This window comes from Streptomyces sp. NPDC018263 (genome assembly GCF_055562575.1).
This window is the reverse complement of the sequence record NZ_JBVHFA010000007.1, coordinates 235,946-257,897: the sequence shown is the minus strand read 5'-3', so window position 1 is coordinate 257,897 and position 21,952 is coordinate 235,946. Positions and strand designations below refer to the sequence as shown.

20 protein-coding genes are annotated in these 21,952 nt (G+C 72.2%); 6 read left to right on the top strand and 14 right to left on the bottom strand.

What is annotated here, in order from left to right; genetic code table 11:
• The first annotated feature begins 18 nt into the window (after positions 1–18).
• Positions 19–1,740 (top strand): MFS transporter, encoded by a 1,722-nt coding sequence (locus tag ACZ3HQ_RS21645; RefSeq protein WP_467513185.1) that lies wholly within the window; start codon positions 19–21, stop codon positions 1,738–1,740.
• A 75-nt stretch (positions 1,741–1,815) separates the two neighbouring features.
• Here the strand turns inward: ACZ3HQ_RS21645 and ACZ3HQ_RS21640 are convergent, their stop codons facing one another.
• Together ACZ3HQ_RS21640 and ACZ3HQ_RS21635 are read right to left on the bottom strand one after the other, a co-directional pair.
• Positions 1,816–2,523 (bottom strand): FAD binding domain-containing protein, encoded by a 708-nt coding sequence (locus tag ACZ3HQ_RS21640; RefSeq protein ID WP_467513184.1) that lies wholly within the window; start codon positions 2,521–2,523, stop codon positions 1,816–1,818.
• A 161-nt stretch (positions 2,524–2,684) separates the two neighbouring features.
• Positions 2,685–3,473 (bottom strand): SAM-dependent methyltransferase, encoded by a 789-nt coding sequence (locus ACZ3HQ_RS21635; protein ID WP_467513182.1) that lies wholly within the window; start codon positions 3,471–3,473, stop codon positions 2,685–2,687.
• A 500-nt stretch (positions 3,474–3,973) separates the two neighbouring features.
• Here ACZ3HQ_RS21635 and ACZ3HQ_RS21630 point away from each other — a divergent pair, with 500 nt between their 5' ends.
• The 4 genes from ACZ3HQ_RS21630 to ACZ3HQ_RS21615 all read left to right on the top strand — a co-directional run bounded on the left by ACZ3HQ_RS21630 (position 3,974) and on the right by ACZ3HQ_RS21615 (position 9,563).
• A complete protein-coding gene (locus tag ACZ3HQ_RS21630) occupies positions 3,974–6,136 on the top strand; it encodes a transglycosylase domain-containing protein (RefSeq protein ID WP_467513549.1) in 2,163 nt (720 codons plus the stop codon).
• A gap of 70 nt (positions 6,137–6,206) precedes the next feature.
• Positions 6,207–7,481, top strand: a complete 1,275-nt coding sequence (locus ACZ3HQ_RS21625) for a polysaccharide deacetylase family protein (protein ID WP_467513181.1) — start codon at positions 6,207–6,209, stop codon at positions 7,479–7,481.
• Positions 7,482–7,677: 196 nt separating this feature from the next.
• The gene (locus ACZ3HQ_RS21620; protein WP_467513548.1) at positions 7,678–8,790 is read left to right on the top strand and encodes an amidase domain-containing protein; all 1,113 of its coding nucleotides are present in this window, start codon (positions 7,678–7,680) and stop codon (positions 8,788–8,790) included.
• 146 nt (positions 8,791–8,936) lie between these two features.
• Complete coding sequence (locus tag ACZ3HQ_RS21615; protein ID WP_467513180.1) at positions 8,937–9,563, top strand: pyridoxamine 5'-phosphate oxidase family protein; 627 nt, start codon at positions 8,937–8,939, stop codon at positions 9,561–9,563.
• 57 nt (positions 9,564–9,620) lie between these two features.
• On the opposite strand, the gene ACZ3HQ_RS21610 is transcribed toward ACZ3HQ_RS21615, so the two are convergent.
• The 12 genes from ACZ3HQ_RS21610 to ACZ3HQ_RS21555 form a co-directional block, all read right to left on the bottom strand.
• Positions 9,621–10,445 carry a class I SAM-dependent methyltransferase gene (locus ACZ3HQ_RS21610; protein WP_467513178.1) on the bottom strand — a complete coding sequence of 275 codons (825 nt, stop codon included), beginning with the start codon at positions 10,443–10,445 and terminating at the stop codon, positions 9,621–9,623.
• A 69-nt stretch (positions 10,446–10,514) separates the two neighbouring features.
• A complete protein-coding gene (locus ACZ3HQ_RS21605) occupies positions 10,515–11,906 on the bottom strand; it encodes an aldehyde dehydrogenase family protein (RefSeq protein WP_467513177.1) in 1,392 nt (463 codons plus the stop codon).
• Positions 11,906–13,015 (bottom strand): phenylacetate--CoA ligase family protein, encoded by a 1,110-nt coding sequence (locus tag ACZ3HQ_RS21600; protein ID WP_467513175.1) that lies wholly within the window; start codon positions 13,013–13,015, stop codon positions 11,906–11,908. Before ACZ3HQ_RS21600 ends, ACZ3HQ_RS21605 begins: the two co-directional genes overlap by 1 nt.
• Before the next feature lie 21 nt (positions 13,016–13,036).
• On the bottom strand, positions 13,037–13,453 hold the full coding sequence (locus ACZ3HQ_RS21595) for a VOC family protein (protein ID WP_467513174.1): 417 nt from the start codon (positions 13,451–13,453) through the stop codon (positions 13,037–13,039).
• A complete protein-coding gene (gene phzG, locus ACZ3HQ_RS21590; RefSeq protein WP_467513172.1) occupies positions 13,450–14,088 on the bottom strand; it encodes a phenazine biosynthesis FMN-dependent oxidase PhzG in 639 nt (212 codons plus the stop codon). Before phzG ends, ACZ3HQ_RS21595 begins: the two co-directional genes overlap by 4 nt.
• A 25-nt stretch (positions 14,089–14,113) precedes the next feature.
• Positions 14,114–14,947 (bottom strand): PhzF family phenazine biosynthesis protein, encoded by an 834-nt coding sequence (locus ACZ3HQ_RS21585; protein WP_467513170.1) that lies wholly within the window; start codon positions 14,945–14,947, stop codon positions 14,114–14,116.
• Positions 14,947–15,276: a hypothetical protein gene (locus tag ACZ3HQ_RS21580; protein WP_467513169.1), complete on the bottom strand. Its 330-nt coding sequence runs from the start codon at positions 15,274–15,276 to the stop codon at positions 14,947–14,949. The genes ACZ3HQ_RS21585 and ACZ3HQ_RS21580 overlap by 1 nt, the downstream gene beginning before the upstream one ends.
• Entirely contained in the window at positions 15,273–17,174 is a 1,902-nt protein-coding gene (locus ACZ3HQ_RS21575; protein ID WP_467513167.1) for an anthranilate synthase family protein, read from the bottom strand. Before ACZ3HQ_RS21575 ends, ACZ3HQ_RS21580 begins: the two co-directional genes overlap by 4 nt.
• On the bottom strand, positions 17,171–17,794 hold the full coding sequence (locus ACZ3HQ_RS21570; protein WP_467513165.1) for an isochorismatase family protein: 624 nt from the start codon (positions 17,792–17,794) through the stop codon (positions 17,171–17,173). Before ACZ3HQ_RS21570 ends, ACZ3HQ_RS21575 begins: the two co-directional genes overlap by 4 nt.
• Before the next feature lie 56 nt (positions 17,795–17,850).
• Positions 17,851–19,023 (bottom strand): 3-deoxy-7-phosphoheptulonate synthase, encoded by a 1,173-nt coding sequence (locus ACZ3HQ_RS21565; protein ID WP_467513163.1) that lies wholly within the window; start codon positions 19,021–19,023, stop codon positions 17,851–17,853.
• Between the two features lie 50 nt (positions 19,024–19,073).
• Positions 19,074–19,535 carry a PhzA/PhzB family protein gene (locus ACZ3HQ_RS21560; protein ID WP_467513161.1) on the bottom strand — a complete coding sequence of 154 codons (462 nt, stop codon included), beginning with the start codon at positions 19,533–19,535 and terminating at the stop codon, positions 19,074–19,076.
• Between the two features lie 113 nt (positions 19,536–19,648).
• A complete protein-coding gene (locus tag ACZ3HQ_RS21555) occupies positions 19,649–20,845 on the bottom strand; it encodes an acyl-CoA dehydrogenase family protein (protein ID WP_467513159.1) in 1,197 nt (398 codons plus the stop codon).
• Between the two features lie 381 nt (positions 20,846–21,226).
• Between ACZ3HQ_RS21555 and ACZ3HQ_RS21550 the strand changes: the two genes are divergently transcribed.
• Positions 21,227–21,937 (top strand): class I SAM-dependent methyltransferase, encoded by a 711-nt coding sequence (locus ACZ3HQ_RS21550; RefSeq protein WP_467513158.1) that lies wholly within the window; start codon positions 21,227–21,229, stop codon positions 21,935–21,937.
• Positions 21,938–21,952: the final 15 nt, after the last annotated feature.

Sequence of the window (21,952 nt, the reverse complement as noted above, 5' to 3'; positions counted from 1 at the left end):
GACTGGAGAGAAGCGGTAATGAGTGCACCGCGTGAAAGGGCCGCGAGCCCGTTCCGGCAGCCGAAGGCCGTGTGGGCCGTGGCGTTCGCCTGCGTGATCTCGTTCATGGGCATCGGGCTCGTCGACCCGATCCTGCCCGCCCTGGCCGACAGTCTGCACGCCACGCCGAGCCAGGTGTCCCTGCTCTTCAGCAGCTATCTGATCGTGACGGCCGTCGCCATGCTGTTCGTCGGCTGGTTCTCCAGCCGGTTCGGCGCCAAGCGCACCCTGGTCGTCGGCCTCGCGGTGATCGTGGTCTTCGCGGCGCTGGCCGGGTGCACCGACTCGATCAACGGCATCGTCGGCTTCCGGGCCGGCTGGGGGCTGGGCAACGCCCTCTTCATCGCCACCTCGCTCGCCGTCATCGTCGCCTCGGCCAGCGGCGGCTTCGGCGGCGCGATCATCCTGTACGAGACCGCGCTCGGCCTCGGCATCGCCGTCGGGCCGCTGCTGGGCGGGGAGTTGGGGGCGATCAGTTGGCGCGGGCCGTTCTTCGGAGTGGCCGCGCTGATGGCCGTGGCGCTGCTCGCCACGCTGGCCTTCGTCCCCTCGATACCGAAGCCCGCCCGGCCCACGTCACCCATCGCGCCGCTGAAGGCGCTGCGGCACCGGGGGCTGCTGACGATGGGCATCATGGCGCTGCTCTACAACTGGGGCTTCTTCACCATGCTGGGCTACGCGCCCTACCCGATGAAGCTGAGCGCCCATGAGCTGGGCCTGGTCTTCACCGGCTGGGGTCTGCTGGTGGCCGCGTTCAGCGTGTTCTTCGCCCCGCGCCTCCAGGCCCGCTTCGGCACCGCGCCGGTGCTGTACGCCAACCTGCTGGGCCTGGGCGTCGTGATGGCGGTCATCGCGGCCGGGGTGGGCAGTCCGACGGTGGTGATCGTGGCGGTCATCGTGTCCGGGGCGTTCATCGGTATCAACAACACGCTGACCACGCAGGCCGTCATGCTCGTCTCCCCCGTCGAGCGTCCGGTGGCGTCCTCCGCGTACGGCTTCCTGCGGTTCATCGGCGGTGGTCTCGCGCCGTTCGTCGCGGGCAAGCTGGCGGACGCCACCGAGCTGAGCGTGCCGTTCTACCTGGGCGCGGCGACGTTCGTGCTGGCCATCCCGGTACTGGCCAGCGGGCACGGGCTGCTGCGGAAGGCGGAGGAGCGGCCGGAGGAGGAGCCGGTCGCCACGCCCTCGCTCACCGCTGTGGGTACGCCCGTCGAGGCGGGGGTGCCGCGGGTCATCGTGGCGGTCGGCGCGCACGGCGGGGCGCCCGCCATCGTGGACGCGGCGGCGCGGCTGGCGCGGGAGACCGGCAGCCCGCTGGAGGTCGTGCACGTCCGGGAGACGGTCGTGGTGGAGGAGCAGGCGGTGGAGCCGGAGAGTGCCGAGGAGGCACGGGCGGCCGTGTCCGCCCATCTCGCCCGGCTGGCCGCGCACGGCGTGACCGCGTCGGGGCAGGTGCTCACCAGCGTCGGCGACCATGCCGCCGCCGGGCGGGTGCTGGCCGAGCACGCGGCGCGGGTGGGCGCGCGGGCGGTGGCGGTGGGCCGTTCGCCGCGCGGGCCGCTGGCCCAGTTCGCGGACGGCAGCATCACCTCCGCCCTCGCCCACGGCGCGCCCTGCGACGTGCTGTTGGTGGACGCGGAGTCGGTGCCCCGGCAGTTGACCGAGGGCGCGCTGGCGGAGCTGCGCGACAGCGCGGTCTGAGCGGCGTACGGCGAAGGGGGCCATGGCGTGGAGAGCCATGGCCCCCTTTTTTCGGGGTCTCAGCTTTTCGGGGTCTCAGCGGGGCAGCAGTCCGTTGATCTGGTCGTGGACCGCCGCGCGGGCGGCCGGGATGTCGCTCAGGAGCGTCGGTTCGAGCACCGACAGCGGCTCCTCGGGGTCGGTGCCGCACTCGGTGCTCTCGCTGACGACCTCGTAGCCGTCGCGTACGGCGATGTTGAGCCGGTGGCGGCCATCGCCGAGGGCGTGCAGGGCGGAGGCGACGACCAGGGGAGGCCGTCCGCCCGGCTCGCCCTCGTGCTTGCGGTAGGCGCTGGCCACGGGGGTGCGCCAGCGCAGGCTGAGCAGGACGGGGCTCTTGGCGACGACCTCGGCGAGGTCGGTGTCGTACACCCCGGTGGAGGTCAGGACCGTGGCGCGGGTCTCCAGGACGAGGGCCGCCGGGAGGAGGCAGCGCAGGGTGCTGCCCGCTATGTTGCCGCCGACCGTGGCCGCGCGGCGTACGGCGCCGGTGCCGACCGAGCCCGCCGCGCGGCGCAGCACCTCGGGGACGCGGTCGTCGACGCGGCTGAGGACGACGGCGCCGCCCAGTTCCCCCGGGCCGAGGACGTTGGCCTCGGGCAGTTCGCGCAGCGACACGGCCTGGGCCGGGAACCCGTCGCGCTGCCAGGTGGCCCAGACCAGGGTGGCGCCGCCTATCGGCACGGCTCCCTCGGCCAGGTGTTCCCGCGCTTCGGACACGGACGTGGGCAGACGCAGCAGCACAGTGGCAACCTGCCTTTCCTCGGGGGTCCGGCGAACGGCCGCCTCCGCCGCCACGGGCATTCTCGCCGCCTTCGAAGGGGCGCGTACAGGGCTCATGGTCGCGCGCCTGCTGCGCCCCTTCGCGCCCCGTCGCGCCCCTTCGACGCAGCCGGCGGCATGCGTCAGGGGAGGCGCGCCACCCCTGCGTAGATCCCGCTCTTCTCGTCCGCCGGGGCCTCGCCGTCCTTGAACCACTCGGTGGCCGTGACGAGGCCGGGCTCGACCAGTTCGAGCCCCTCGAAGAAGCGCTCCACGCCCGCGCGGTCGCGGAAGCCGAGCCGGATGCCGCCCTTGGCGTACTCGGCCGTGACCTGCGCCGACAGCTCCGGGAAGATGTCGGAGGAGGCGTGCGAGAGGACCAGGTAGCTGCCCGGGGGCAGGGTGGCGAGGAGGTTGGAGACGAGCCCGTACGGGTCCTGGTCGTCGTTGATGAAGTGCATCAGGGCGATCAGGGACAGGGCGATGGGCCGGTCGAAGTCGAGCGTCTGGCGGGCGTTCTTGATGATCGAGGCCGGGTCGCGGACATCGGCCTCCACGTACTGGGTGGCGCCCTCGGGGCGGCCGACCAGCAGCGCCTCCGCGTGCCGCAGCACGATCGGGTCGTTGTCGGTGTAGACGATCCGGGCGGTCGGCACGATCCGCTGGACGATCTGGTGCAGGTTCGGCTCGGTCGGGATGCCGGTGCCGATGTCGAGGAACTGGTCGACCCCCTGCGCGGCGAGCCAGGCGACCGCGCGGTTCATGAAGGCGCGGTTCTGGCGGGCGCCGTCCCGCGCCTCGGCGGGCAGCCGCTCCCCCACCGCCTCGTCCACGGGGTAGTTGTCCTTGCCGCCGAGCAGCCAGTCGTATACCCGCGCGGGGTGGGCCGTGCTGGTGTCGATCTGCCGGGGGCCGGGGGTGCCGGTGGTCATGGGCGGGCTCCGTCATGATTCTGGCCGGTGCGAACACAGACGATCATCGAGTGATGCTCGTCATTCTGCATGCGGGGCACGGGAGTTGACCAGGTGGGTGACCGGCGGCGGTCACCCCCGCGACCGGGTGTGACCCATGACCGACCCTGCCCTCCAGGTTTCGAAAGTATTAGCTGATAATTTGTGAAGCTCGCGGGCAGACACGGGGCCAGGGGGTAACAAATTGGCCGTCGGTGCCACCGTGATGGTCACCGATTCCGGCCGGTCCGTCTGCCCACGCGAGCAAGGCCGAGTGGGGAGGGAGACCTGTCGTGACCGAGGCAGGGCAGGGGGCTGACCCCGAGGACGCCAAAGATGCCGAGGACGCCCATGACGGCGCCCGGCGTGGGCGCGGCCGGCGCGCGGCGCCGAGGCGGACGTGGGGACGCCGTGCCCAGGGGCCGGACCGGCGGGAGCCCGAAAACGCCCCGGACCCGGCCGTGTTCGAGCCCGAGGCCACCATGCAGCTCCGGGTCGGCACCGTGCGCCCCGACGAGACGATGCAGCTCAAGATCGTCGACCTGGACGGCATCCGCCCCGCGCTGAAGCCCGAGCCGAAGGCCACCGAGGAGGCAGGCGCCCCCCAACCCTCCCGCGTCCTGGCTCCGCTACTGACCGTCCTCGCCGTACTGCGCCGCCTCCTGGCCCCGGTCACCGCCCGGCTCGCCCCGTACGCGGCGCTCGCCGCGCCGTACGTCCGCAGGCTGCGCCCGGAGTATCCGCGTCCGGGCCGGGAGGACTGGCGGCGCTGGATACCGTCCTGGCGCCAGTGGCTCGCGGGCTGGCTCGCCGTGGCCGGCCTGTCCGGCCTCGTCCTGACCGTGGCCTACGCGGCGACCGACGTCCCCGCCAACCTCAACTCCTACGCCACCCAGCAGGACAACGTCTACTTCTGGTCCGACGGCACCCCGATGGCCCGCACCGGGTGGGTGCGCCGGCAGGCGATGCCGCTCAAGGACATCCCGGAGGGGGTGCGCTGGGCGGTGCTGGCGGCGGAGAACGAGAGCTTCTACTCCGACCCCGGCATCTCCGCCAAGGGCATCACCCGCGCCCTGTGGCGCACGGTCGGCCAGGGTGACACCGAGGGCGGCTCCACCATCACCCAGCAGTACGTCAAGAACGTCTATCTCAACCAGGACCAGACCCTCGGCCGCAAGCTCACCGAGGCGATGATCGCCCTCAAGCTCGACAACCGGATGAGCAAGGACAAGATCCTGGAGGGCTACCTCAACACCAGTTGGTTCGGCCGCGGCACCTACGGCATCCAGCGCGCCTCCCAGGCGTACTACGGCAAGGACGTCAGCAAGCTGAACCCCAGCGAGGCCGCCATGCTCGCCTCGCTGCTCAAGGGCGCCGGACTGTACGACCCGACGCTCAGCGCGGCCAACCACCGCCGGGCGGTGGAGCGGTGGTCGTGGATTCTCGACCGCATGGTCACGATCGGCAAGCTGTCCCCGGCCGAGCGCGCCACCTACACCAAGTTCCCCGAGCCGATCAAGACGCTCCAGATCTATGACACGGGCAAGCAGAGCGACTACCTGGTGGAGCTGGCGTCGAGCTACGCCAGGAAGAACGCCCACCTCTCGGACAAGGAGTTCGACCTCGGCGGCTATCAGATCTACACCACCTTCGACCGCAAGCGGGAGAGCGAGCTGACCGACGCGGTCACCAAGGCCCGCAAGGACGCCCTGAAGAAGGACCCCAAGGCCGCGCGCACCGCCCACTACGGCGCCGCCTCGGTCGCCACCGACGGCCGGATCGTCGCCGTCTACGGCGGCCCCGACCACCGCAAGCAGGGCTACAACGAGTCCAACGCCACCACCGTGCCCGCGGGTTCGGCCTTCACACCCTTCGTCTACGCGGCGGGTCTGGAGAACGGTGTGCGCAAGACCCGCGAGGGCCCGGCCACCCCGGTCACCCCGGAGTCGGTGTACAACGGCGACGACGCGGTGCCCGTCACCACCCCCGAGGGCCCCTACTGGGACCGCAGCGGCAAGAAGGTCGCCGCGCACAACGACGGCAAGCGCTCCTACGGGCCGATCTCCCTGCGCCAGGCGCTCGCCCGCTCGGTGAACACGCCGTTCATGCAGCTCGGCATGGACACCGGGCTGGCGAAGGTGAAGGCCACCGCCAAGGCGGCCGGACTCCTGCCGTCCAGCCTGGGCCCGGCGACGCCCAACCTGTCGCTCGGCACCTCCACGCCCAGCACGATCCGCATGGCCAGCGGCTACGCGACCTTCGCGGCGGACGGCCGGCACACCGAGCCGTACTCGGTGCGCCGGGTCACCCGCAACGGCGCCGGGGTACGCCTCGACGCGCCCGACCGGCGCCGGGCGGTACGCCCCGAGGTCGCCCAGCAGGTCAGCGAGGCGCTCGCGGACAACTTCCGCACCTTCCATCCCACCCCCGCGGCGACCACCCCGGCCGCGGGAAAGGACGGGACCACCGACAAGGACACCGCGCTCTGGTACACGGGCACCCTCAGATCGGTGTCGACCGCGATCGTCGTCTACCGCATCGACCTGGGCAAGAGCCTGGAACCGCTGCCGCTGGACGGTCTGGCCGGAACGCGCGAGAACAGCGTGCCGTTCGGAATCTGGTCGCAGGCCGTGGGTGTCGGCTGAGCCCCGCCGCCGCCCCGGCCCACCCCCTCCCGGCTCCTCAACCCGCAACCCGCCCCGGAGATCGATCCGTATGAAGTCGTCGAGCACAGGCCGCCGTCGCAAGGCACGCAACCCCGAGGGCGGCCGTGTCACGCGTCCCGCCGTCCTCGCGCTGGCCGTACTGCTCGTGCTCGTCTCCACGGTCACGGGGTACCTGCTGCTGGACCACGAGGACGGCACGGCCTCCGCGGTCTCCCCCGCCCATGGACCCGCCCCGTCCGCGGAGCCGGAGTGGGACGGGAAGACCAAGGTGCTCGGGGACGGCTCCACGTCCTACACCGGGCCGCAGAAGGGCACGTTGAAGCCCGTACGGCTCAAGCCCGGTGAGAAACCGCCCCAGTTCGTCGTCTTCTCCTGGGACGGCGGGCTCGAGGGCAGCGACCATCTCTTCTCGCACTACCGTCAACTGGCCAAGCAGTACGACGCCCATATGACGTTCTTCCTGACCGGCATCTACCTGCTGCCCAAGGCCAAGAAGAACCTCTACCACCCGCCGCAGCACTCCCCCGGCGCCGCCGCCATCGACTACGCCACCGACGAGCACATCCGCGAGACCGTGGAGCAGTTGCGCAAGGCGTACGAGGACGGCAACGAGATCGGCACCCACTTCAACGGCCACTTCTGCGGCGCCAAGGGCGGCGGCGACTGGAGCGTGACGGAGTGGAAGAGCGAGATCGACCAGTTCTTCTCGTTCGTCGAGCACTGGAAGACCAACACCGGTAACAAGGACGTCGAACCGCTGCCCTTCGACTTCAAGAAGGAGGTCACCGGCGGCCGGGCGCCCTGCCTGGAGGGCCAGAAGAACCTGCTCAAGGCCATCAAGAGCTACGGCTGGCGCTACGACGCCAGTTCCGCGGGCGACTTCCAGATCTGGCCGGCGAAGAAGGACGGCATCTGGGACTTCCCGCTCCAGATGCTGCCCTACGAGTCGGGCAAGTACCAGGGCCTGTCCATGGACTTCAACTTCCTGTACAACCAGTCGGACGGCGAGACGCAGGGCAACCCGGCCGAGTTCCCCAAGTGGGAGCAGCAGACGGTCGATTCGTACATGGCCGGTTTCAACCGGGTGTACTACGGGAGCCGGGCGCCGCTGTTCATCGGCAACCACTTCGAGGACTGGAACGGCGGCATCTACATGCGGGCCATCGACCAGGTGGTCAAGAACGTGTGCACCAAGAAGGGCGTGAAGTGCGTGTCCTTCAAGGAACTGGCCGACTGGATGGACGTCCAGACACCGCAGACGCTGGCGCGGCTGCGCACCCTGGACCCCGCGCAGTCGCCGGACTGGTCGTCGGTCGTCAAGTGACCTGTGAAACAGTCTGGTTCCACTTGTGCGTCCCGTCTTCACACCTGCCGCACACGGCATGCGAAGATGCGTTCGCCCGGTCTCTGTCACCGGAGTCCCGGTCTGTGTACCGGCGTAGAGGGGAACATCATTGAAGTCAAGGAAATTGAGCCGTAAGCGGAGCCGCGCCACCATAATCTCGGCGGCGGCCGCCTCCGTGGTGGCGGGCGTCGCCCTGCTGCCGAACTGGAGCGCGGGCGCGGCGGTCACCGACGACCCGACCGTCGACACGGCGACCAAGGCGACCTTCCAGAAGCTGGCGGACGCGGTCTTCACCGACCGCACCCAGGCTCTGGTGGGCGGCGCTTCGGAGGGCCGCAAGCAGCGGACCTCCGGTTTCTCCGGCGATGTGCGCCTGTCCGGCACGCAGTCGCGCCAGGAGGACTCGGCGCTCAGCCAGCTTCGCGGCCGCAAGAGCCGTCTGGCCGCGCTGGGTGAGCAGTACAGCGCGGGCAGCACCACCGTGAAGCTGGACGCCACGCAGGTCAAGGGCCGGCGCGCCACGGTGGCCGTCACCGAGACCACGTCGCTCACGTACAAGAAGACCACGGGCAACGAGCCCCCCACCACGGGGTTCCAGGCGCACCACGAGCTGACCTTCCAGGCGGACCGCGGTGGCAACTGGCAGCTCACGCGCATCAAGGACACCGATGAGGGTTACCTCGCGGTGAACCAGGTGGCGAAGCCCGAGGTCGCCAAGGTCACGGTCAAGGCGGACGACAGCCCGCCGGACGCGCCCCGCGCGGCCACCACGCGGCCGGCTCCGGCGAAGCCGAAGACCCTGACCGGTGCGGCCTACGACTACAAGGCCATGGTCGCGTACGCGACGAAGTACTGGAGCAACTACAACACCGCGTACCCGAACTTCAACGGGGCCGGCGCGGGCGGTGACTGCACCAACTTCGTCAGCCAGTCGCTGAAGGCGGGTGGCTGGAAGCACGTTCCCGGTTACACGAACGACTTCCACAACTGGTTCGGTACCGCCGACATCCAGTCGGACTCCTTCGTGGGTGTGAACGAGTTCTCCTGGTTCGCGCTGTCCTCGAAGCGGGTCACGAGCCTTGCGAATGTCTACCAGGCCGACATCGGCGATGTCATCCAGATGGACTTCAACAAGGACGGGTCCAAGGACCACACGATGATCGTCACCAAGCGCGACGCCCAGGGCGTGCCCTACGTGACGTACCACTCCACCAACACCTACAACCGGTCGGTGGCCAGCCTCGTCGCGTCCTACCCGACGGCGGCGTTCTACGCCTACCGCACCTGATGAGGTGAGCGAGGACCCCCGCCCGGCAGCCCGCCGGGCGGGGGTCCTCGCGCGTCCGGACCCTGGTGGTCCTTTGCCGGGCGGCGGGGCGTGGATAGGGTCGGCCGTCGACCGGGTTTTGATGGTGTGGGCTTCAGGGGGCGTGGATGAGCCGGTACGCGCGGTTGGCGTTCACCAAGAACGTGCGCGGTGTGCAGGAGGAGCGGGGCAGTGCGCAGGCGATGGCGCGGCTGCTGGCGCGGGACACCGACGAGCCGGACCGGATGGGGCCGGACGAGGCGGACTTCATCGGGGCCCGCGACGGGTTCTACCTGGCCAGCACCGGTGAGGACGGCTGGCCGTACGTGCAGTTCCGGGGCGGCCCGCCCGGCTTCGTGCATGTGCTGGACAGCGGCACGCTGGGCTGGGTGGAGGTGCGGGGCAACCGGCAGTACATCACGGCCGGCAACCTCCGCTCCGACGACCGGGTGTCGCTGTTCTTCATGGACTACGCGAACCCCACCCGGCTGAAGATCTTCGGCCGCGCGGAGACGCGTGACCCGGCCGAATTCCCCGAGCTGCACGAGCGGTTGTCCGATCTGCGCACCGACGGTCCGCTGGAGCAGCTCATGCTGATCCGGGTGGAGGGCCTGTTCTGGAACTGCCCCAAGCACATCACCCCGCGCTACTCCGAGCCGGAGCTGGCCGAGGCGCTGGAGCCGGTGCGGGAGCGGCTGCGGATGCTGGCGGAGGAGAACCTGGAGCTGCGGGAGCGGCTCCAGGCGCGGGACTGAGCGGCGCCGGAACCCCGTCGGCGGGGTTCCGGCAGCCAGGTGCTCAGGGACCCGGCGTCACTGTGCGGCGAGCCGGGCGCGGATCAGCCAGAGCCGGTTGGCGAAGCGGCGCCCGCGCGGCTGGACGTCGTACGGCCAGCGCCCCTCCCCCGCGCCGGGCTGGCCCGGCTCCTTCAGCGACTCGATCTCCCAGCCGTTGGCCTCGAGGAACGGCTCCGGCTCGTCGGTGCCGAAGATCCACGGGGTGCCGTCCTCCGCGAGCCGGTCCAGGAACGGCTTGGAGAACGGGCTGCGCAGCAGGGTCCGGCCCAGGATGTCGAAGGCGAGGTGGCTGCCGGGCGCGGAGGCCGAGGCCAGCAGGCGCAGCAGCCCGGCGGCCTGCTCCTCGGTGAGGAAGAAGGTCAGCGCCTCGGCGACCCACAGCGTGGGCCGCGTCCGGTCGAAGCCCGCCGCCTCCAGGTCGGGCAGCCACTCCTTGGTGAGGTCCGCGGACACCTCGTGGCGCCGTACGCCGGGCTTGGCGCCCAGCGCGTCGAGACGACGGCGCTTCTCGGTGATGAGGGGGCCGTGGTCGACCTCGTAGACGTCGACGTCGTCGGGCCAGTCGAGCCGGAAGGCGCGGGTGTCCATGCCGGCGGCGATCAGCACGACCTGGCCTATAGAGCCGTCCGCGAGCAGGTCGCGGATGGCGTCGTCCAGGAAGCGGGTGCGGATGGAGATGAACGGGAGCAGACCGCCGCCGACATAGCGGTCGATCAGCTCGAACCCCTTGGGCTCGGCGAGGTCGCGGGCCAGCGGGTCGACGTAGAGGGCGTCCTCGCGCTCGGACTCCAGGGCGCGGGCGGCGGCCATCCACTGGGCGGTGTACGAAACGGCGTGCATGGGTGTGGTGGTCCCTTCGACAAGTGCGCGGTGAGTGCGCTGGTTCAGCAGGGCAGTTGAGGCGGAGGATCAGGTGCGGATGACCGCCTTGGTGCGCATCAGGAAGTCGCCGAGGAAGCCGTCGTGCGGCAGTCCGGGCGCGATGCGGTAGGTGGGGGTGTCGCCGACGTAGACGTTGCCGATGGTGGGCTCCTCCAGCAGCCGGTCGATCAGCTCCTCCCGTCCGGTCAGCGCGGTGACGACGAGGCTGTCCCGCAGGACGGCGGTGCCGGCCTCGGGGGTCCAGGGCGCCACCCAGACGCAGGGGAAGGGCAGTTCGACGCCGAGCTGGGGTGCGTCGGGCCGGTCGACCTGATGCACGGCGGGGCGCAACGCGGCGCTGCCGTCCCCGAGTTCGGCCACCACCCCGTCCGCGCCCAGCCAGGGCCGGGTTCCCGCGGCCCGGTTCGCCAGGTGGGCGCCGAACGCCCTTGCCGTGGCGGTGGGTTGGACGGGGAGTACGGCTTTGTCGTCCTCGGGCGCGAGCGCGGGCAGCGCGCCGAGCCGTTCGGCGAGCGCGGCGCACAGCGGTGCCGGGTCGCCCTCGACGAGGACGGCGGTGGCGTTGACGCACCCGGTGCCGCCGTGGTGGCTGACGGAGTCGACGATGGTGTCCAGGTGCTCGCGCCAGTCCACGTCGGCGGTGACGAGGATCTTGGAGCGGCCGGGGCCCTGGGTCAGCACCGCCGGGTCGGTCCGGTGGCGCCGGACCGCGTCGTCGCCGCCGTACACCATGCCGAGGTCGGCGCCGCGCAGCAGCTCGTCGGCCAGCTCGTGCCCGGTGGGCAGGAACGCCACCTGGTCCGGCCCGAGCCCGGCCTCGCGGAGCGCGGTGATCAGACGGTACGGGGTGAACGGCTCCCGGCGGGAGGGGCGGACGGCGACCCGGAAGCCGAGTGCCAGCGCCTCGGGCCAGAGGCTGTGGGTGCCGGGGTGGTTCCCGGCCGCGTTCACCGCGAACACCTCGCCGCGCCGGGTCCACACCGCGCGCCCGGCGCGGGTGAGCGGGTCGCGCCAGTCGTCGCGGGCGTCCACCGGCCTGGCCCGCCGCGCACTGTCGTACGCGGCGGCCAGGCGCTCACCGATGGCGCGGGTCGCGGTGCGGACGACGCCGAGGGGCACTCCGCCGACCCGGCTGACGAGGTGCTCGTGCTCGGCGAGGGTCAGCCCGCCCACCCGGCCGGTGGTGAACAGCTCCGCCGCACGGGCGAGTGCGGCGGCCCGCCGGTCGGGTGCCGGCGGCTCGGCACGGCGCAGCGCGGTCAGCGCACGGTGCAGGAACACCCCCGGAACCAGGCTGAGTCGGGCGACCGGAGCCCCGGAGACATCGGTGACGGTGAGCCGGTTGCGGGCGCGGTACGGGCCCCTCGGCCCGAGCGCGTCGAGCTGGGGCAGCTCCTCCTCTTCCAGCGCGGGCGGCATCAGTAGACCCCCTCGATGACCGTCTCGTTCTCGAAGACGCCGACCGGCGCGATGTCGGCGACGGAGTCCCCTGTCCCGCCCTCCGGCGGCCGTACGCGGGTGGCCACGTCGCGTTCGAGGTTGTTGGGCAGCAGGAAGGACTTGCTGACGTGGTGGGCGACCACGCGCCCCCGCTCGCCGTAGGGGACGGGCCGGCCGGTCTCGGGGTCGACCACGCCGAAGGTGACCCAGGGGTCGAGGGTGTCGAAGACGCAGGGCGCGTCGTCGGGCAGGCCCGGCCGCTCCCCCGCGAAGCCGAGGATCATCGTGCTGCCGTAGTTGCCGCTGAGGACGGTGTCGGGGAAGACCTCGGTGCGGTAGAGGTGGCGGGAGTCGGCGTCCATCTGGGTGCCGCCCCAGCGGATCGCGCGGACCTTGTCGTTGACGAGGTCGACCAGGTCGTCCCGGCGGGCCAGCCGCTCCAGCAGGGGCGGGGTGATGGTCATGACCCCGATGTCCTGGGTGCGCAGCACCTCGGCGGCCTGGTCGATGACGTGCTCGGCGTAGGCGCCCGCCTCGGGTCCGCGTCCCTCGGCGATGGTCCGCTTGACCCAGCGCGGGTCGAGGTCGACGCGGAACCCGAACCGGCCGTGGGTGGCGGCGGAGCGCTGGAAGTACTCGCCGACGATGTGCGGGCCGCCGGGCACCAGGCCGAGCCAGTCGGCGCCGCGCGGGAAGCCGTGCGCGTCGAGGGCCTCGTTGCTCCAGTGCAGGGTGCGCTCCAGCCAGTCCCGCAGCAGCACCACGCGCTTGGGGGCGCCGGTGGTGCCGCCGCTCTCGTACACCCCGATCACGTCGGGACGGTCGCCGTAGCCGCGCGGGACGAGGTCGGCGGCGGGGACCTGCCGGAGTTCGGCGGCGACGTTGGGGAAGCGGGCGAGGTCGGCGTGGGTGCGGATGTCGCGGCGGGGGTCGAAGTCGAAGGCGGTGGCCCGCTTGAGCCAGAACGGCGATCCGGTGTCCGGGTCGAAGTGCCAGGCCATGGCGGCCTGGACGAAGGCGTCCGGGTCGGGGCGGGTGCCGTGCGGCGGTTCGAGGATGCGGTCGGTCTCGGCGATGTCCAGCGTCATGGCGCGTCCCAGGTCGGATGGTCAGGAGTGGGGTCCGGCGGCGAGGGCCACGGGGTTGCCGTCGGGGTCGGTGACATAGGCGATCCGCTCGCCCCACGGCATCTCCACGGGGTCGCGCAGCAACGGGACGCCCACGCCGGCGAGTTCCTTCAGCAGGGTGTCCAGGTCGTCGACGAGGACGAACATCTCGAACCGGACCCCGCTGCCCAGCGGCCTGCCGTACTGGGTGGGCGGCCAGTCGGCGGAGACCACGGCCAGCTCGGCGGTGCCGCGGGCGAGGGCGATGTACGTGGGCTCGCCCTCGGGCGGGTTCTGCCGCAGCCGGGTGAAGCCGAGCCGTTCGTAGAAGGCGGCGGTCGCCGGGACGCGTTCGGCGAAGACCAGGGGGAAGGCGCGTTCCTGCATGGCGGGGCGGCTCCTGTCGTCGGGGGCGGTCATGGCTGGAGCCGGGTGACGTGCCAGTCGGCGCCGTCGCGCTCGTAGCGCAGCCGGTGGTGCATCCGGTCGGAGCGGGCGGACCAGAACTCCACCTCGTGCGGGACCAGCCGGTAGCCGGTGAACCGGGCGGGGCGGTCGAGGGCGGCGCCGGTGGCGGCGAGGGACTCGGCGGCGGCGCGCAGCGCGTCCGGGTCGGTGAGGGGTTCGCTCTGCTGGGACGCGGCGGACATGGCGTGCAGCGGGACGGGCCGCGCGTGCCACAGGGCGTCCGCCTCGGCCTCCCCGATCGGGACGGCCGGCCCGCCGATGCTGATCTGCTGGGCGGTCTCGCGCCAGTAGAGCAGGCCGGACGCCCAGCCGGTCTCCTCGATGTCCCGGCTCTTGCGGCTGGTGCTGTGCGTGGTGAACAGCAGCCCCTGGTCGTCGATGCCGCCGAACACCACGACCCGGGTGGAGGCGCGCCCGCGCTTGTCGGCGGTGGCCAGGGCGAGCGCCCTGGGCTCGCGCACCCCCTGCTCGACGGCCTGGGCCAGCCACTCCCGGACCAGGCCGAGGGGCTCGGCCGGCGGGTCGTCGTACTCCGGGAAGCGGCGGTCGGTGCGGCCGGTGAGGCTCTCGAACTTGCTGCTGTTCATGCCGTGCCTTCCTTGAGTCGGGGCCCTAGACGTAGAGGGTTCCGCGCCCCACCGGGACGCCGTGGCCGCCGACCTGGACGGAGGTGACGTGCTCCCCGGTGCCCTCGGCGGTGGCGAGCATCAGCGAGGGGCGGCCCATCTCCACGCCCTGGAGGATCTCCAGCGGCTGCCCGTAGCGGGCCAGGCCGTGCCGGGCGAGGTGGATGGCGAGGGGGCCGGCCGCCGAGCCGGTCGCCGCGTCCTCGACGACGCCGTAGGCCGGGGAGAACATCCGGGTCCGCCAGTGCGAGCCCTCCCCGGCGAAGCAGTTGGCCGCCATGTCGGGGAAGCGGGTGAGGGCGCGGTGGTCCGGGGTGAGCGCGGAGAGCGCGGCGACGCTCTCCAGCCCGACGAAGACGTGCCGGGGCCCGTTGCGGTAGATCTCCACCGGCGCGGTGGTCCCGCTGACGCCGAGCGCCTGGAGGAGTTCCCCGGCGTGCTCGTACGGCTCCCAGACGGGGTGCGGCTGCTGCATGCGGACGGTCACCGCGCCGTCGTCGTCGCCGAGTTCGACGGGGATGGTACCCATGGCGGTCTCCAGCCGCAGCCGGTCCCGCTTGAGCACCTCGCCCAGCGCCACCGCCGTGCCGAGCAACGGGTGTCCGGCGAAGGGCAGTTCGTTGACCGGGGTGAAGATGCGGATTCGCGCGTCGCCGCCCTCGCGGGCGGGGTGGACGAAGGTGGTCTCGGAGAGGTTCATCTCCCGCGCGATCCGCTGCATTCGCTCGGCGGACAGGTCGCCGGCGTCCAGGAAGACGGCGACCGGGTTGCCGTGGAGCGGCTTGCGGGAGAAGGCGTCCACGAGCAGGTACTCGTGCATCAGCGGGACTCCTCGGTGACCTGGGGGATCGGGAGGGCGGCGGTGGGGTCGGCGAGGGCTTCGACGGCGAAGCCCATGCGGTGGTCCGGGGGACGGCCGATGAGGTCGGCGGCGCGGTTGGGCGGCAGCGGGTGGCCGGCGGGCCGGTCGGTCTCCCACACCATGACGGCGCCCCAGCGGTTGTGCGCCGGGTCCGCGACCCAGTACTTCACCATCAGGCCGGGCACCTCCGCCCAGTCGCCGGTCACCCCCTCCGACAGGTGCGCGTTGAGGGTGCGGATGCTCTGGGGCGAGTCGTCCAGGTCCCACCAGGCGATCTCCAGCCTCATCGGGCGAGCACCCCCCGCAGCGCGTCCCCGAGCAGCCGGGGCCCGTCGACGGTGAGCACGGACTCGGCGTGGAACTGGAAGGAGGCGAAGTGCGGCCCGCGCAGCGCGTCGACCTCGCCGGTCTCCGGGTCCCGGCTGACCGCGACCTCTCCGGTGCCGGGTACGTGGTGGTGGTCGGCGGGGCTGACGGCGGCGAAGGTGTTGTAGTAGCCGACGCGTTCACGCCGGCCGAACAGGTCGATGGCGCGCTGCAGCCCCTGGTTGGGTTCCGCGCGCCGGATCAGCGGGAGGCCGAGGCGGCGGCTGAGCACCTGGTGGCTGAGGCAGACCGCGAGGAACGGCAGCCGGTCGCGCAGGAGTTGGGCCACGGCGGCGTCCAGGGCGGCGATCTTCGGGTCGGCGGTGTCCTGCGGGTCGCCGGGGCCGGGGCCCATCACGACCGCGTCGAATCCGTCGAGGCGTCCCTGCAGCCGGTCGTAGCGCAGCACCTCGGCGGTCGGGCCGAGGGCTTCGAGCTGCTGGACGATCATCGCGGTGAAGGCGTCCTCCGCGTCCACCACCAGGATCTTCAGCCCCTTCAGCTCGGGCACCCTGAGCGCGCCGGGCGGCGTGGCCGCGAGCCAGAAGTCCGCGATGTCGGCGTTCCGGCCGCGCAGCGCCTCCTGGACCTCGGGGCGGTCCGCGAAGCGCGCCGCGAGCACCGGCGGGACGTCGGGGCCGGCCGCGCCGCCCAGGGCGTGCAGCAGCCCGGCCGCCTTGGCACGGGTCTCGGCGGCCTCCGCGCGCGGGGAGGAGTGGCGTACGAGGGTCGCTCCGACCGCGAGCCGCAGCTTGCCGTCGGCGGCGATGTCGGCGGTGCGGATCAGGATGGCGGAGTCCAGCGAGCGTCCGCCGCCGGGTTCGCGGCTGATCAGCGCGGCGACGCCGCTGTAGTAGCCGCGCCCCTGGGGTTCGTGGCGCTGGATGACGCGGGCCGCGCTCTCCACCGGGCTGCCGGTGACGGTGGGCGCGAACAGGGTCTCGCGGAGGATGTCGCGCAGGTCGCGGCGGGTGCGGCCCTCGATGAAGTACTCGGTGTGGGCGAGCCGGGCCATCTCTTTCAGCCGGGGTCCGGTGACGCGGACGCCGGGCTCGCAGACGCGGGACATCATCTTGAGTTCCTCGTCCAGCACCATGTACAGCTCGTCGGTCTCCTTGCGGTCCTTGAGGAACGCGGTGAGGCCGGCCAGGTCGGCGCCGCCGGGCGGGTAGCGGTAGGTGCCGCTGATGGGGTTCATCACGGCGTGGCCGTCCCGCACCGAGATGTGCCGTTCCGGGGTGGCGCCGACGAGGGCGCGGCCGCCGACGTGGATGACGAAGGTCCAGTAGGCGCTGTGCTCGACCGCGGTCAGCCGGCGGAACACGGCCAGCGCGGTGTGCGGGGTGTAGCCGTCGAGGTCGGCGAGCAGGGTGCGGCGCAGCACGAAGTTGGCGCCCTCGCCGGTGCCGATCTCGTCCGCGACGACCCGCCGTACCTTCTCGGCGTACTCGTCGTCGGAGAGGTCGAAGCGGTGGCCGCTCATGCCGACCGGCGTGTCGGGCAGCCGCTGAAGCACGTCCGCCAGCGGCAGCTCGGCCTGTTCGGTGACGGTGAGCGCGACCAGGGGCGCGCCGTCGTCGGGGGCGGCGAAGTCCCGTTCGGCGAGCTGGCGGTAGGGCACCAGGACGAGGGCCTCGTGGCGGGCGCCCTCCGTGCTCTCGGGCAGCGGCAGCCCGGCGAGGGTGGCCGGGTGGGAGACCTCGCCCAGCAGGACGTCGACGGTGCCGGGGGTGCCGCTCTCCGGCCGGTGCAGCAGGGCGAAGTCGTGCTCGCCGGGCGCGGCGAGCAGGCGGTCCAGGAGGTCGCTGGGCGGGCTCACCGGAACACCTCCGCGCTGGGCAGGACCACCCCGCAGCGCTCGGCCACGTAGTCCAGGGCGAGGCGGTGCCGTTCGGCGGAGAAGTCGGCGACGGCGTCGGCGGCGAGGAAGACCTGGATGTCGTTGCTGAACGCCTCGACGGCCGTGGCGAGGACGCCGATGTGGGCGTAGACCCCGCAGAGCACGAGCTGGTCGCGTCCGGCGGCGCGCAGCCGGCGCAGCAGGCCGGAGCGGTGGAAGGCGCTGTAGCGGTACTTGGTGAGCATCCAGTCGCCGGGGTCGGGGGCGAGTTCGGGCACCACCTCGCGGTCCTCGGGGGCGGTGCGCATGCCCGGACCCCAGAAGTCCTTGAGCAGACCCCGGTCCTCGTCGGTCATGCCGCCCGGCTGCGCGGTGTAGGCGACCGGCACGGCGAGGCTCGCGGCGCGTTTGCGCAACCGGGCGGCGTTGTCGACGAGTTCGGAGCGCAGCGGGTCCGGTACGGACCGCAGGAAGAAGTGCTGCATGTCGTGGATCAGCAGCGTGGCCCGCTGCGGGTCCGGCGTCCAGTGGGCCGTGTTCGCCGGGAGGCTGTCCGCCGCCGGCAGGGCGTAGGGCGCGATACGGGGTATGCCGACCACCAGTCGGCTCCTTTCGGGGCGGGAGGGATTCGGGCCTGCCGGGGCGCGGCGAGGGCTCAGCGCAGGGTGTGCGCCCAGCCGGTGACCATGCGCAGCGCCTGGTCGGGGTTGAGCCGGGGGTCGCAGAACGTGGTGTGCCGGTCCCCCACGCTGCCGAGCCGGGAGACGTCGGCGGCGCACTCGGTGACGTCGTCCGGGGTGGTCTCCAGGTGGAGGCCGCCGTTGACGCCGCCGCTCCCGGCCAGGGCGGTGCCGAAGCCCTCGATCTCGGCGAGCATCGCGTCCACCAGGCGGGTCTTGTGCCCGGCGGGGCTGGTGATGGTGTTGCCGTGCATGGGGTCGCACAGCCAGATCGCCGGGTGCCCGGCGGCCCGTACCGCCTCCACCAGCGGGGGCAGCCTGCTGGCCACGAAGTCGGTGCCCATGCGGGCGACCAGCACGAGCCGGCCGGGTTCCCGGTGCGGGTCGAGACGGGCGGCCAGGGCGAGGACGTCCTCGGTGGTGGTACCGGAGCCGATCTTGCAGGCCACCGGGTTCACCACCTCGGCGAGCAGCCGGACATGGGCGCCCTCGGGCTGACGGGTGCGTTCCCCGATCCACGGCAGGTGCGTGGAGCCCAGGTAGGGGCGGCCGGCGTCCAGGCGCAGCATGGGCAGCTCGTAGTCGAGCAGCAGCGCCTCATGGCTGGTCCACACCTGTTCGGCGGGGGGCCGGCCGGCGTTGACGGCGGCCAGTTCGCGGACGATCTCCTGGGCGGCCCGGTGGCAGGTGAGGATGCGCTCGGGGTCGGCGCGGCGGCTGACCGGATCGGCCTCGGGGGCGTTGACCATGTGGCCGCGGAAGACGGGCAGGGTGATGCCGCCGACCTGCTCCACGGGCTTGGAGCGGGGCTTGGCGAACTGTCCGGCGATCCGGCCGACGCGCAGCACGGGCTTGCCGGTGACCGCGCCGGCCGCCTCCGCGAGGTGGTCGAGCAGGTCGGTCTTGCGGCGCACGTGCCGTGGGGTGGACTCGGCCGGGTCCTCGGCGCAGTCCCCCGCCTGGAGCAGCAGGGCCCGCCCGGCGGCGACGTCGGCGAGCAGCCGGCGCAGCCCTTCGGCGGCGTCGGCGGTGACCAGGGGTGGACAGGTGCGGAGGGTGGCGCGCACCCGCTCGACCGGGCGGGCGTCGTCCCACTGGGGCTGCTGCAGGGCGAGTGACGCTTGGATGTCCTGGAGGGAGGGGCGCACGGCTTCCTCTTGCGGGGTCGGGGCGGGGACCGGGGGCCGGCCGGCCGGCGTCAGGTCGGGATTCCGTCGCGGCGGACCGCGGGGACGTCGATACCGAGGGCCCGGAACTGCTGGCAGGGGTTCATGAACTCGCGCTGCTGCTTGATCTTCCCGTTCTCGAAGGTGAAGGAGTGCAGGAAGTGGTTGCGGTAGATGCCGGGTTCGTAGCCGGGGAAGAGGATCTGGCCCTCGCCGTCGCACTCGACCCAGAACCGGTCGGGGTCCTGGGTGTCGAAGATCTCGACGTTGATCCAGGCCCAGTCGGGGAAGCACTTGAGCGACCAGACCGCGTGCTCGCCGAGCCGGTCCCGGCCGCGGATGACGATGGGCTCGCCGGTCTCGGTGGTCCACAGGCCGCCGGTGCCGTCCTCGGTGAACAGCAGGTGCCGCTTCAGCCGGTCCTGGCCGCGGGTGTTCATGTACCGGTCGACGATGGCGCGGTTCTGTTCGCGGATCTCGTGCTCGTCGGACATGTCTGATCTCGCTTTCCGTCACTGGGAGGCGAAGGGCCGCTCCCGCGCCGAAGGGGGCGGGCGGGCCTGGAGCACAGCGGAACGAAAGGGGAGTTCGCGGGGTCGTACGGCGGTCAGACCAGCATGCTGATGGTGCGCGGGTCCTGGCCGACGAGGGCGGCGCCGTAGACCTGCTCGGGCACGCCCATGCCGAAGCCGGCGTGCCGGCTGCCGGTGTGGACGTCGCGCCACAGCCGCTGGAGCGGGTTGGACTCGTCCAGGGCGGAGGAGCCGTAGAGGGTGACGATGTCGTCGACGGCCTGGCGGCACTGCTGGACGACATGGGTGGCGTCCATGCGGGCGCGGGCCCGGGTGAGCAGGTCGGGGTTCTCGCCCGCCAGCGCGTGCTCGTCCACGCTGTCGGCGAGGCGGCGGGCGTGCAGCCGGGCCGTGTCCAGCCGGGTGGCGACGGCCGCGAGCGCGAGCCGGGCGGTGGGCGACTCGGCCTGGTTGGCGAAGGTGGTCCCGGCCACGCGCCGGGTCCCGGCGTGTTCCAGGGCGTGGCGCAGGGCGGTGTCGGCGCCGCCGAGCAGCGAGCCGATCAGGCCGACCATGAAGACGCCGGTCAGGCTGTTCCGGTAGCGGCGGTCGGCCGGCACCAGGCCGTCGCTCTCGCCGTCGATCAGGGGCTTGTAGGGCAGCAGCCGGTGCGCGGGCACGAACACCTTCTCGGCGACGACCGTGTTGCTGCCGGTGCCGCGCATTCCGACGAAGTGCCAGGTGTCGCGGACGGTGATGTCGGCGGCGGGCATCAGCGCGAAGTGCGGCTGGAGCCCGGTGCCGGTGTCGGCGAGGAGCAGTCCGCCGATCCACTCCGCGTGCAACGACCCGGAGGCGTACGGCCATTCACCGCTGACCCGGACCCCGCCGTCCACCGGTTCCACGGTGCGCACGGGGGCGCCGAGGATGAGGGCGGTACGGGCGTCGGGGTCGTCGTCCCAGACCTCGGCGCGGGTGCGCTCGGGGAAGAGGGAGACGACGAAGTTGCCGACGTTGAGGACGCCGGTGACCCAGGCCGCGGAGACACAGCCGCGGCCCAGCTCGGTACAGACCTCCAGCAGGGTGCGGATCGAGGTCTCGTGGCCGCCGTTGCTCTCCGGCACCAGCAGCCGGGTCAGCCCGGCGCCGGTGACGCGGGCCATGACCTCGTCGGGCAGCCGCCGGTCGCGGTCGCTGTCGGCGGCGCTTTTCCAGAGTTCCTCACGGAGGCCGGCGGCCTGGTTCACCAGCTCCGCGGCACGCGCGTCGAGGTTATTGCGTGAACCGCGCAATTTCTTTTTCCTTCCGGATTTTCGGGACGCAGGAAGCCCCGGTGCGGGTGGCGCTCCGGACGATTGGCGGTCCGTTTCCTCCGGCCGCCCCGGCATCGTACGTGGGCCGGTTCGGCACAGCCACCCCCGTTGAATTCGCCGCGCCGGATACGAAACTTGCCGTTCCGCTTGCCGGGCGCTCCGGCGCACGCACGGCCGGGAAAAGCGGAATACGCTCTTTCCATCCACCCGGCCACCTGGGAGCGGGCGTTCAACCGTGGAATCTCCTCGGTTGAACGGGCGCCGGAGTGCGTCGGCGCGCCTTACGCGGGCCTCGGCGGCTGTGGTAATCCCTTTGGTTCGACAGGGCCGGACGCCGGATCTATTCCTCAGGAGACTGGCATGAGCAATAGCGCCCAGAAGTCTTACGATTACGCGACCGCCGACTTCAACGCCGTATATCGCGGAGGTGAACTGCTGGGTGACGCCGGGATCACCAGGGTCCCCTGGGACATCGGTGAACCGCAGCCCGGTGTGCTTGAATTCGAGCGCCGCGGACGAATTCGCGGCGAGGTGCTGGACGCGGGCTGCGGTCTGGGTGACAACGCGGTGTTCCTGGCCGCCCGCGGCTACCGGGTCACCGCTGTCGACGCCGCCTCCACGGCGATCGAGCGGGCCAGGGAGCGCGCGGCGAAGCAGGAGGGCGGCGCGGACATCGAGTTCGCCGTCGCCGACGCCACCAGCCTGGCCGGCTACGAGGGCCGCTTCGACACCGTCCTCGACAGCGCGCTGTTCCACACGCTCGACGCGGACGGGCGCCGCCGGTACGCCGCCGCGCTCGGCCGGGCCGCCCGGCCCGGTGCCTGGCTGGACATGCTGTGCTTCGCGGCGGTCCCCGGCGGGATGCCCGAGCCGCTGTCCGTCTCGGAGGAGACGGTGCGCGAGGTGCTGACCGGGGCCGGCTGGACGGTGACGGAGCTGACCCGGACCGTCTACTGGGGCGTGGCCGAGGCCACCCGCACCTTCCTGGAGAAGACCGGCGTCCAGGTGGAGATCGACGAGGCGGGACGCACCCAGCTCCCGGTCTGGTCCGTCCTGGCCGAGCGCGCCTGACCCGCGCGCGTCCGC

Coding starts and splice junctions, on each gene's coding strand:
- ACZ3HQ_RS21630 (WP_467513549.1), top strand. CDS start 3,974: ATGCAGCTCCGGGTCGGCACCGTGCGCCCCGACGAGACGATGCAGCTC.
- ACZ3HQ_RS21610 (WP_467513178.1), bottom strand. CDS start 10,445: ATGCACGCCGTTTCGTACACCGCCCAGTGGATGGCCGCCGCCCGCGCC.
- ACZ3HQ_RS21585 (WP_467513170.1), bottom strand. CDS start 14,947: ATGCACGAGTACCTGCTCGTGGACGCCTTCTCCCGCAAGCCGCTCCAC.
- phzG (WP_467513172.1), bottom strand. CDS start 14,088: ATGAACAGCAGCAAGTTCGAGAGCCTCACCGGCCGCACCGACCGCCGC.
- ACZ3HQ_RS21605 (WP_467513177.1), bottom strand. CDS start 11,906: ATGCCGCCCGCGCTGGAAGAGGAGGAGCTGCCCCAGCTCGACGCGCTC.
- ACZ3HQ_RS21595 (WP_467513174.1), bottom strand. CDS start 13,453: ATGACCGCCCCCGACGACAGGAGCCGCCCCGCCATGCAGGAACGCGCC.
- ACZ3HQ_RS21615 (WP_467513180.1), top strand. CDS start 8,937: ATGAGCCGGTACGCGCGGTTGGCGTTCACCAAGAACGTGCGCGGTGTG.
- ACZ3HQ_RS21635 (WP_467513182.1), bottom strand. CDS start 3,473: ATGACCACCGGCACCCCCGGCCCCCGGCAGATCGACACCAGCACGGCC.
- ACZ3HQ_RS21550 (WP_467513158.1), top strand. CDS start 21,227: ATGAGCAATAGCGCCCAGAAGTCTTACGATTACGCGACCGCCGACTTC.
- ACZ3HQ_RS21645 (WP_467513185.1), top strand. CDS start 19: ATGAGTGCACCGCGTGAAAGGGCCGCGAGCCCGTTCCGGCAGCCGAAG.
- ACZ3HQ_RS21625 (WP_467513181.1), top strand. CDS start 6,207: ATGAAGTCGTCGAGCACAGGCCGCCGTCGCAAGGCACGCAACCCCGAG.
- ACZ3HQ_RS21580 (WP_467513169.1), bottom strand. CDS start 15,276: ATGAGGCTGGAGATCGCCTGGTGGGACCTGGACGACTCGCCCCAGAGC.
- ACZ3HQ_RS21600 (WP_467513175.1), bottom strand. CDS start 13,015: ATGACGCTGGACATCGCCGAGACCGACCGCATCCTCGAACCGCCGCAC.
- ACZ3HQ_RS21560 (WP_467513161.1), bottom strand. CDS start 19,535: ATGTCCGACGAGCACGAGATCCGCGAACAGAACCGCGCCATCGTCGAC.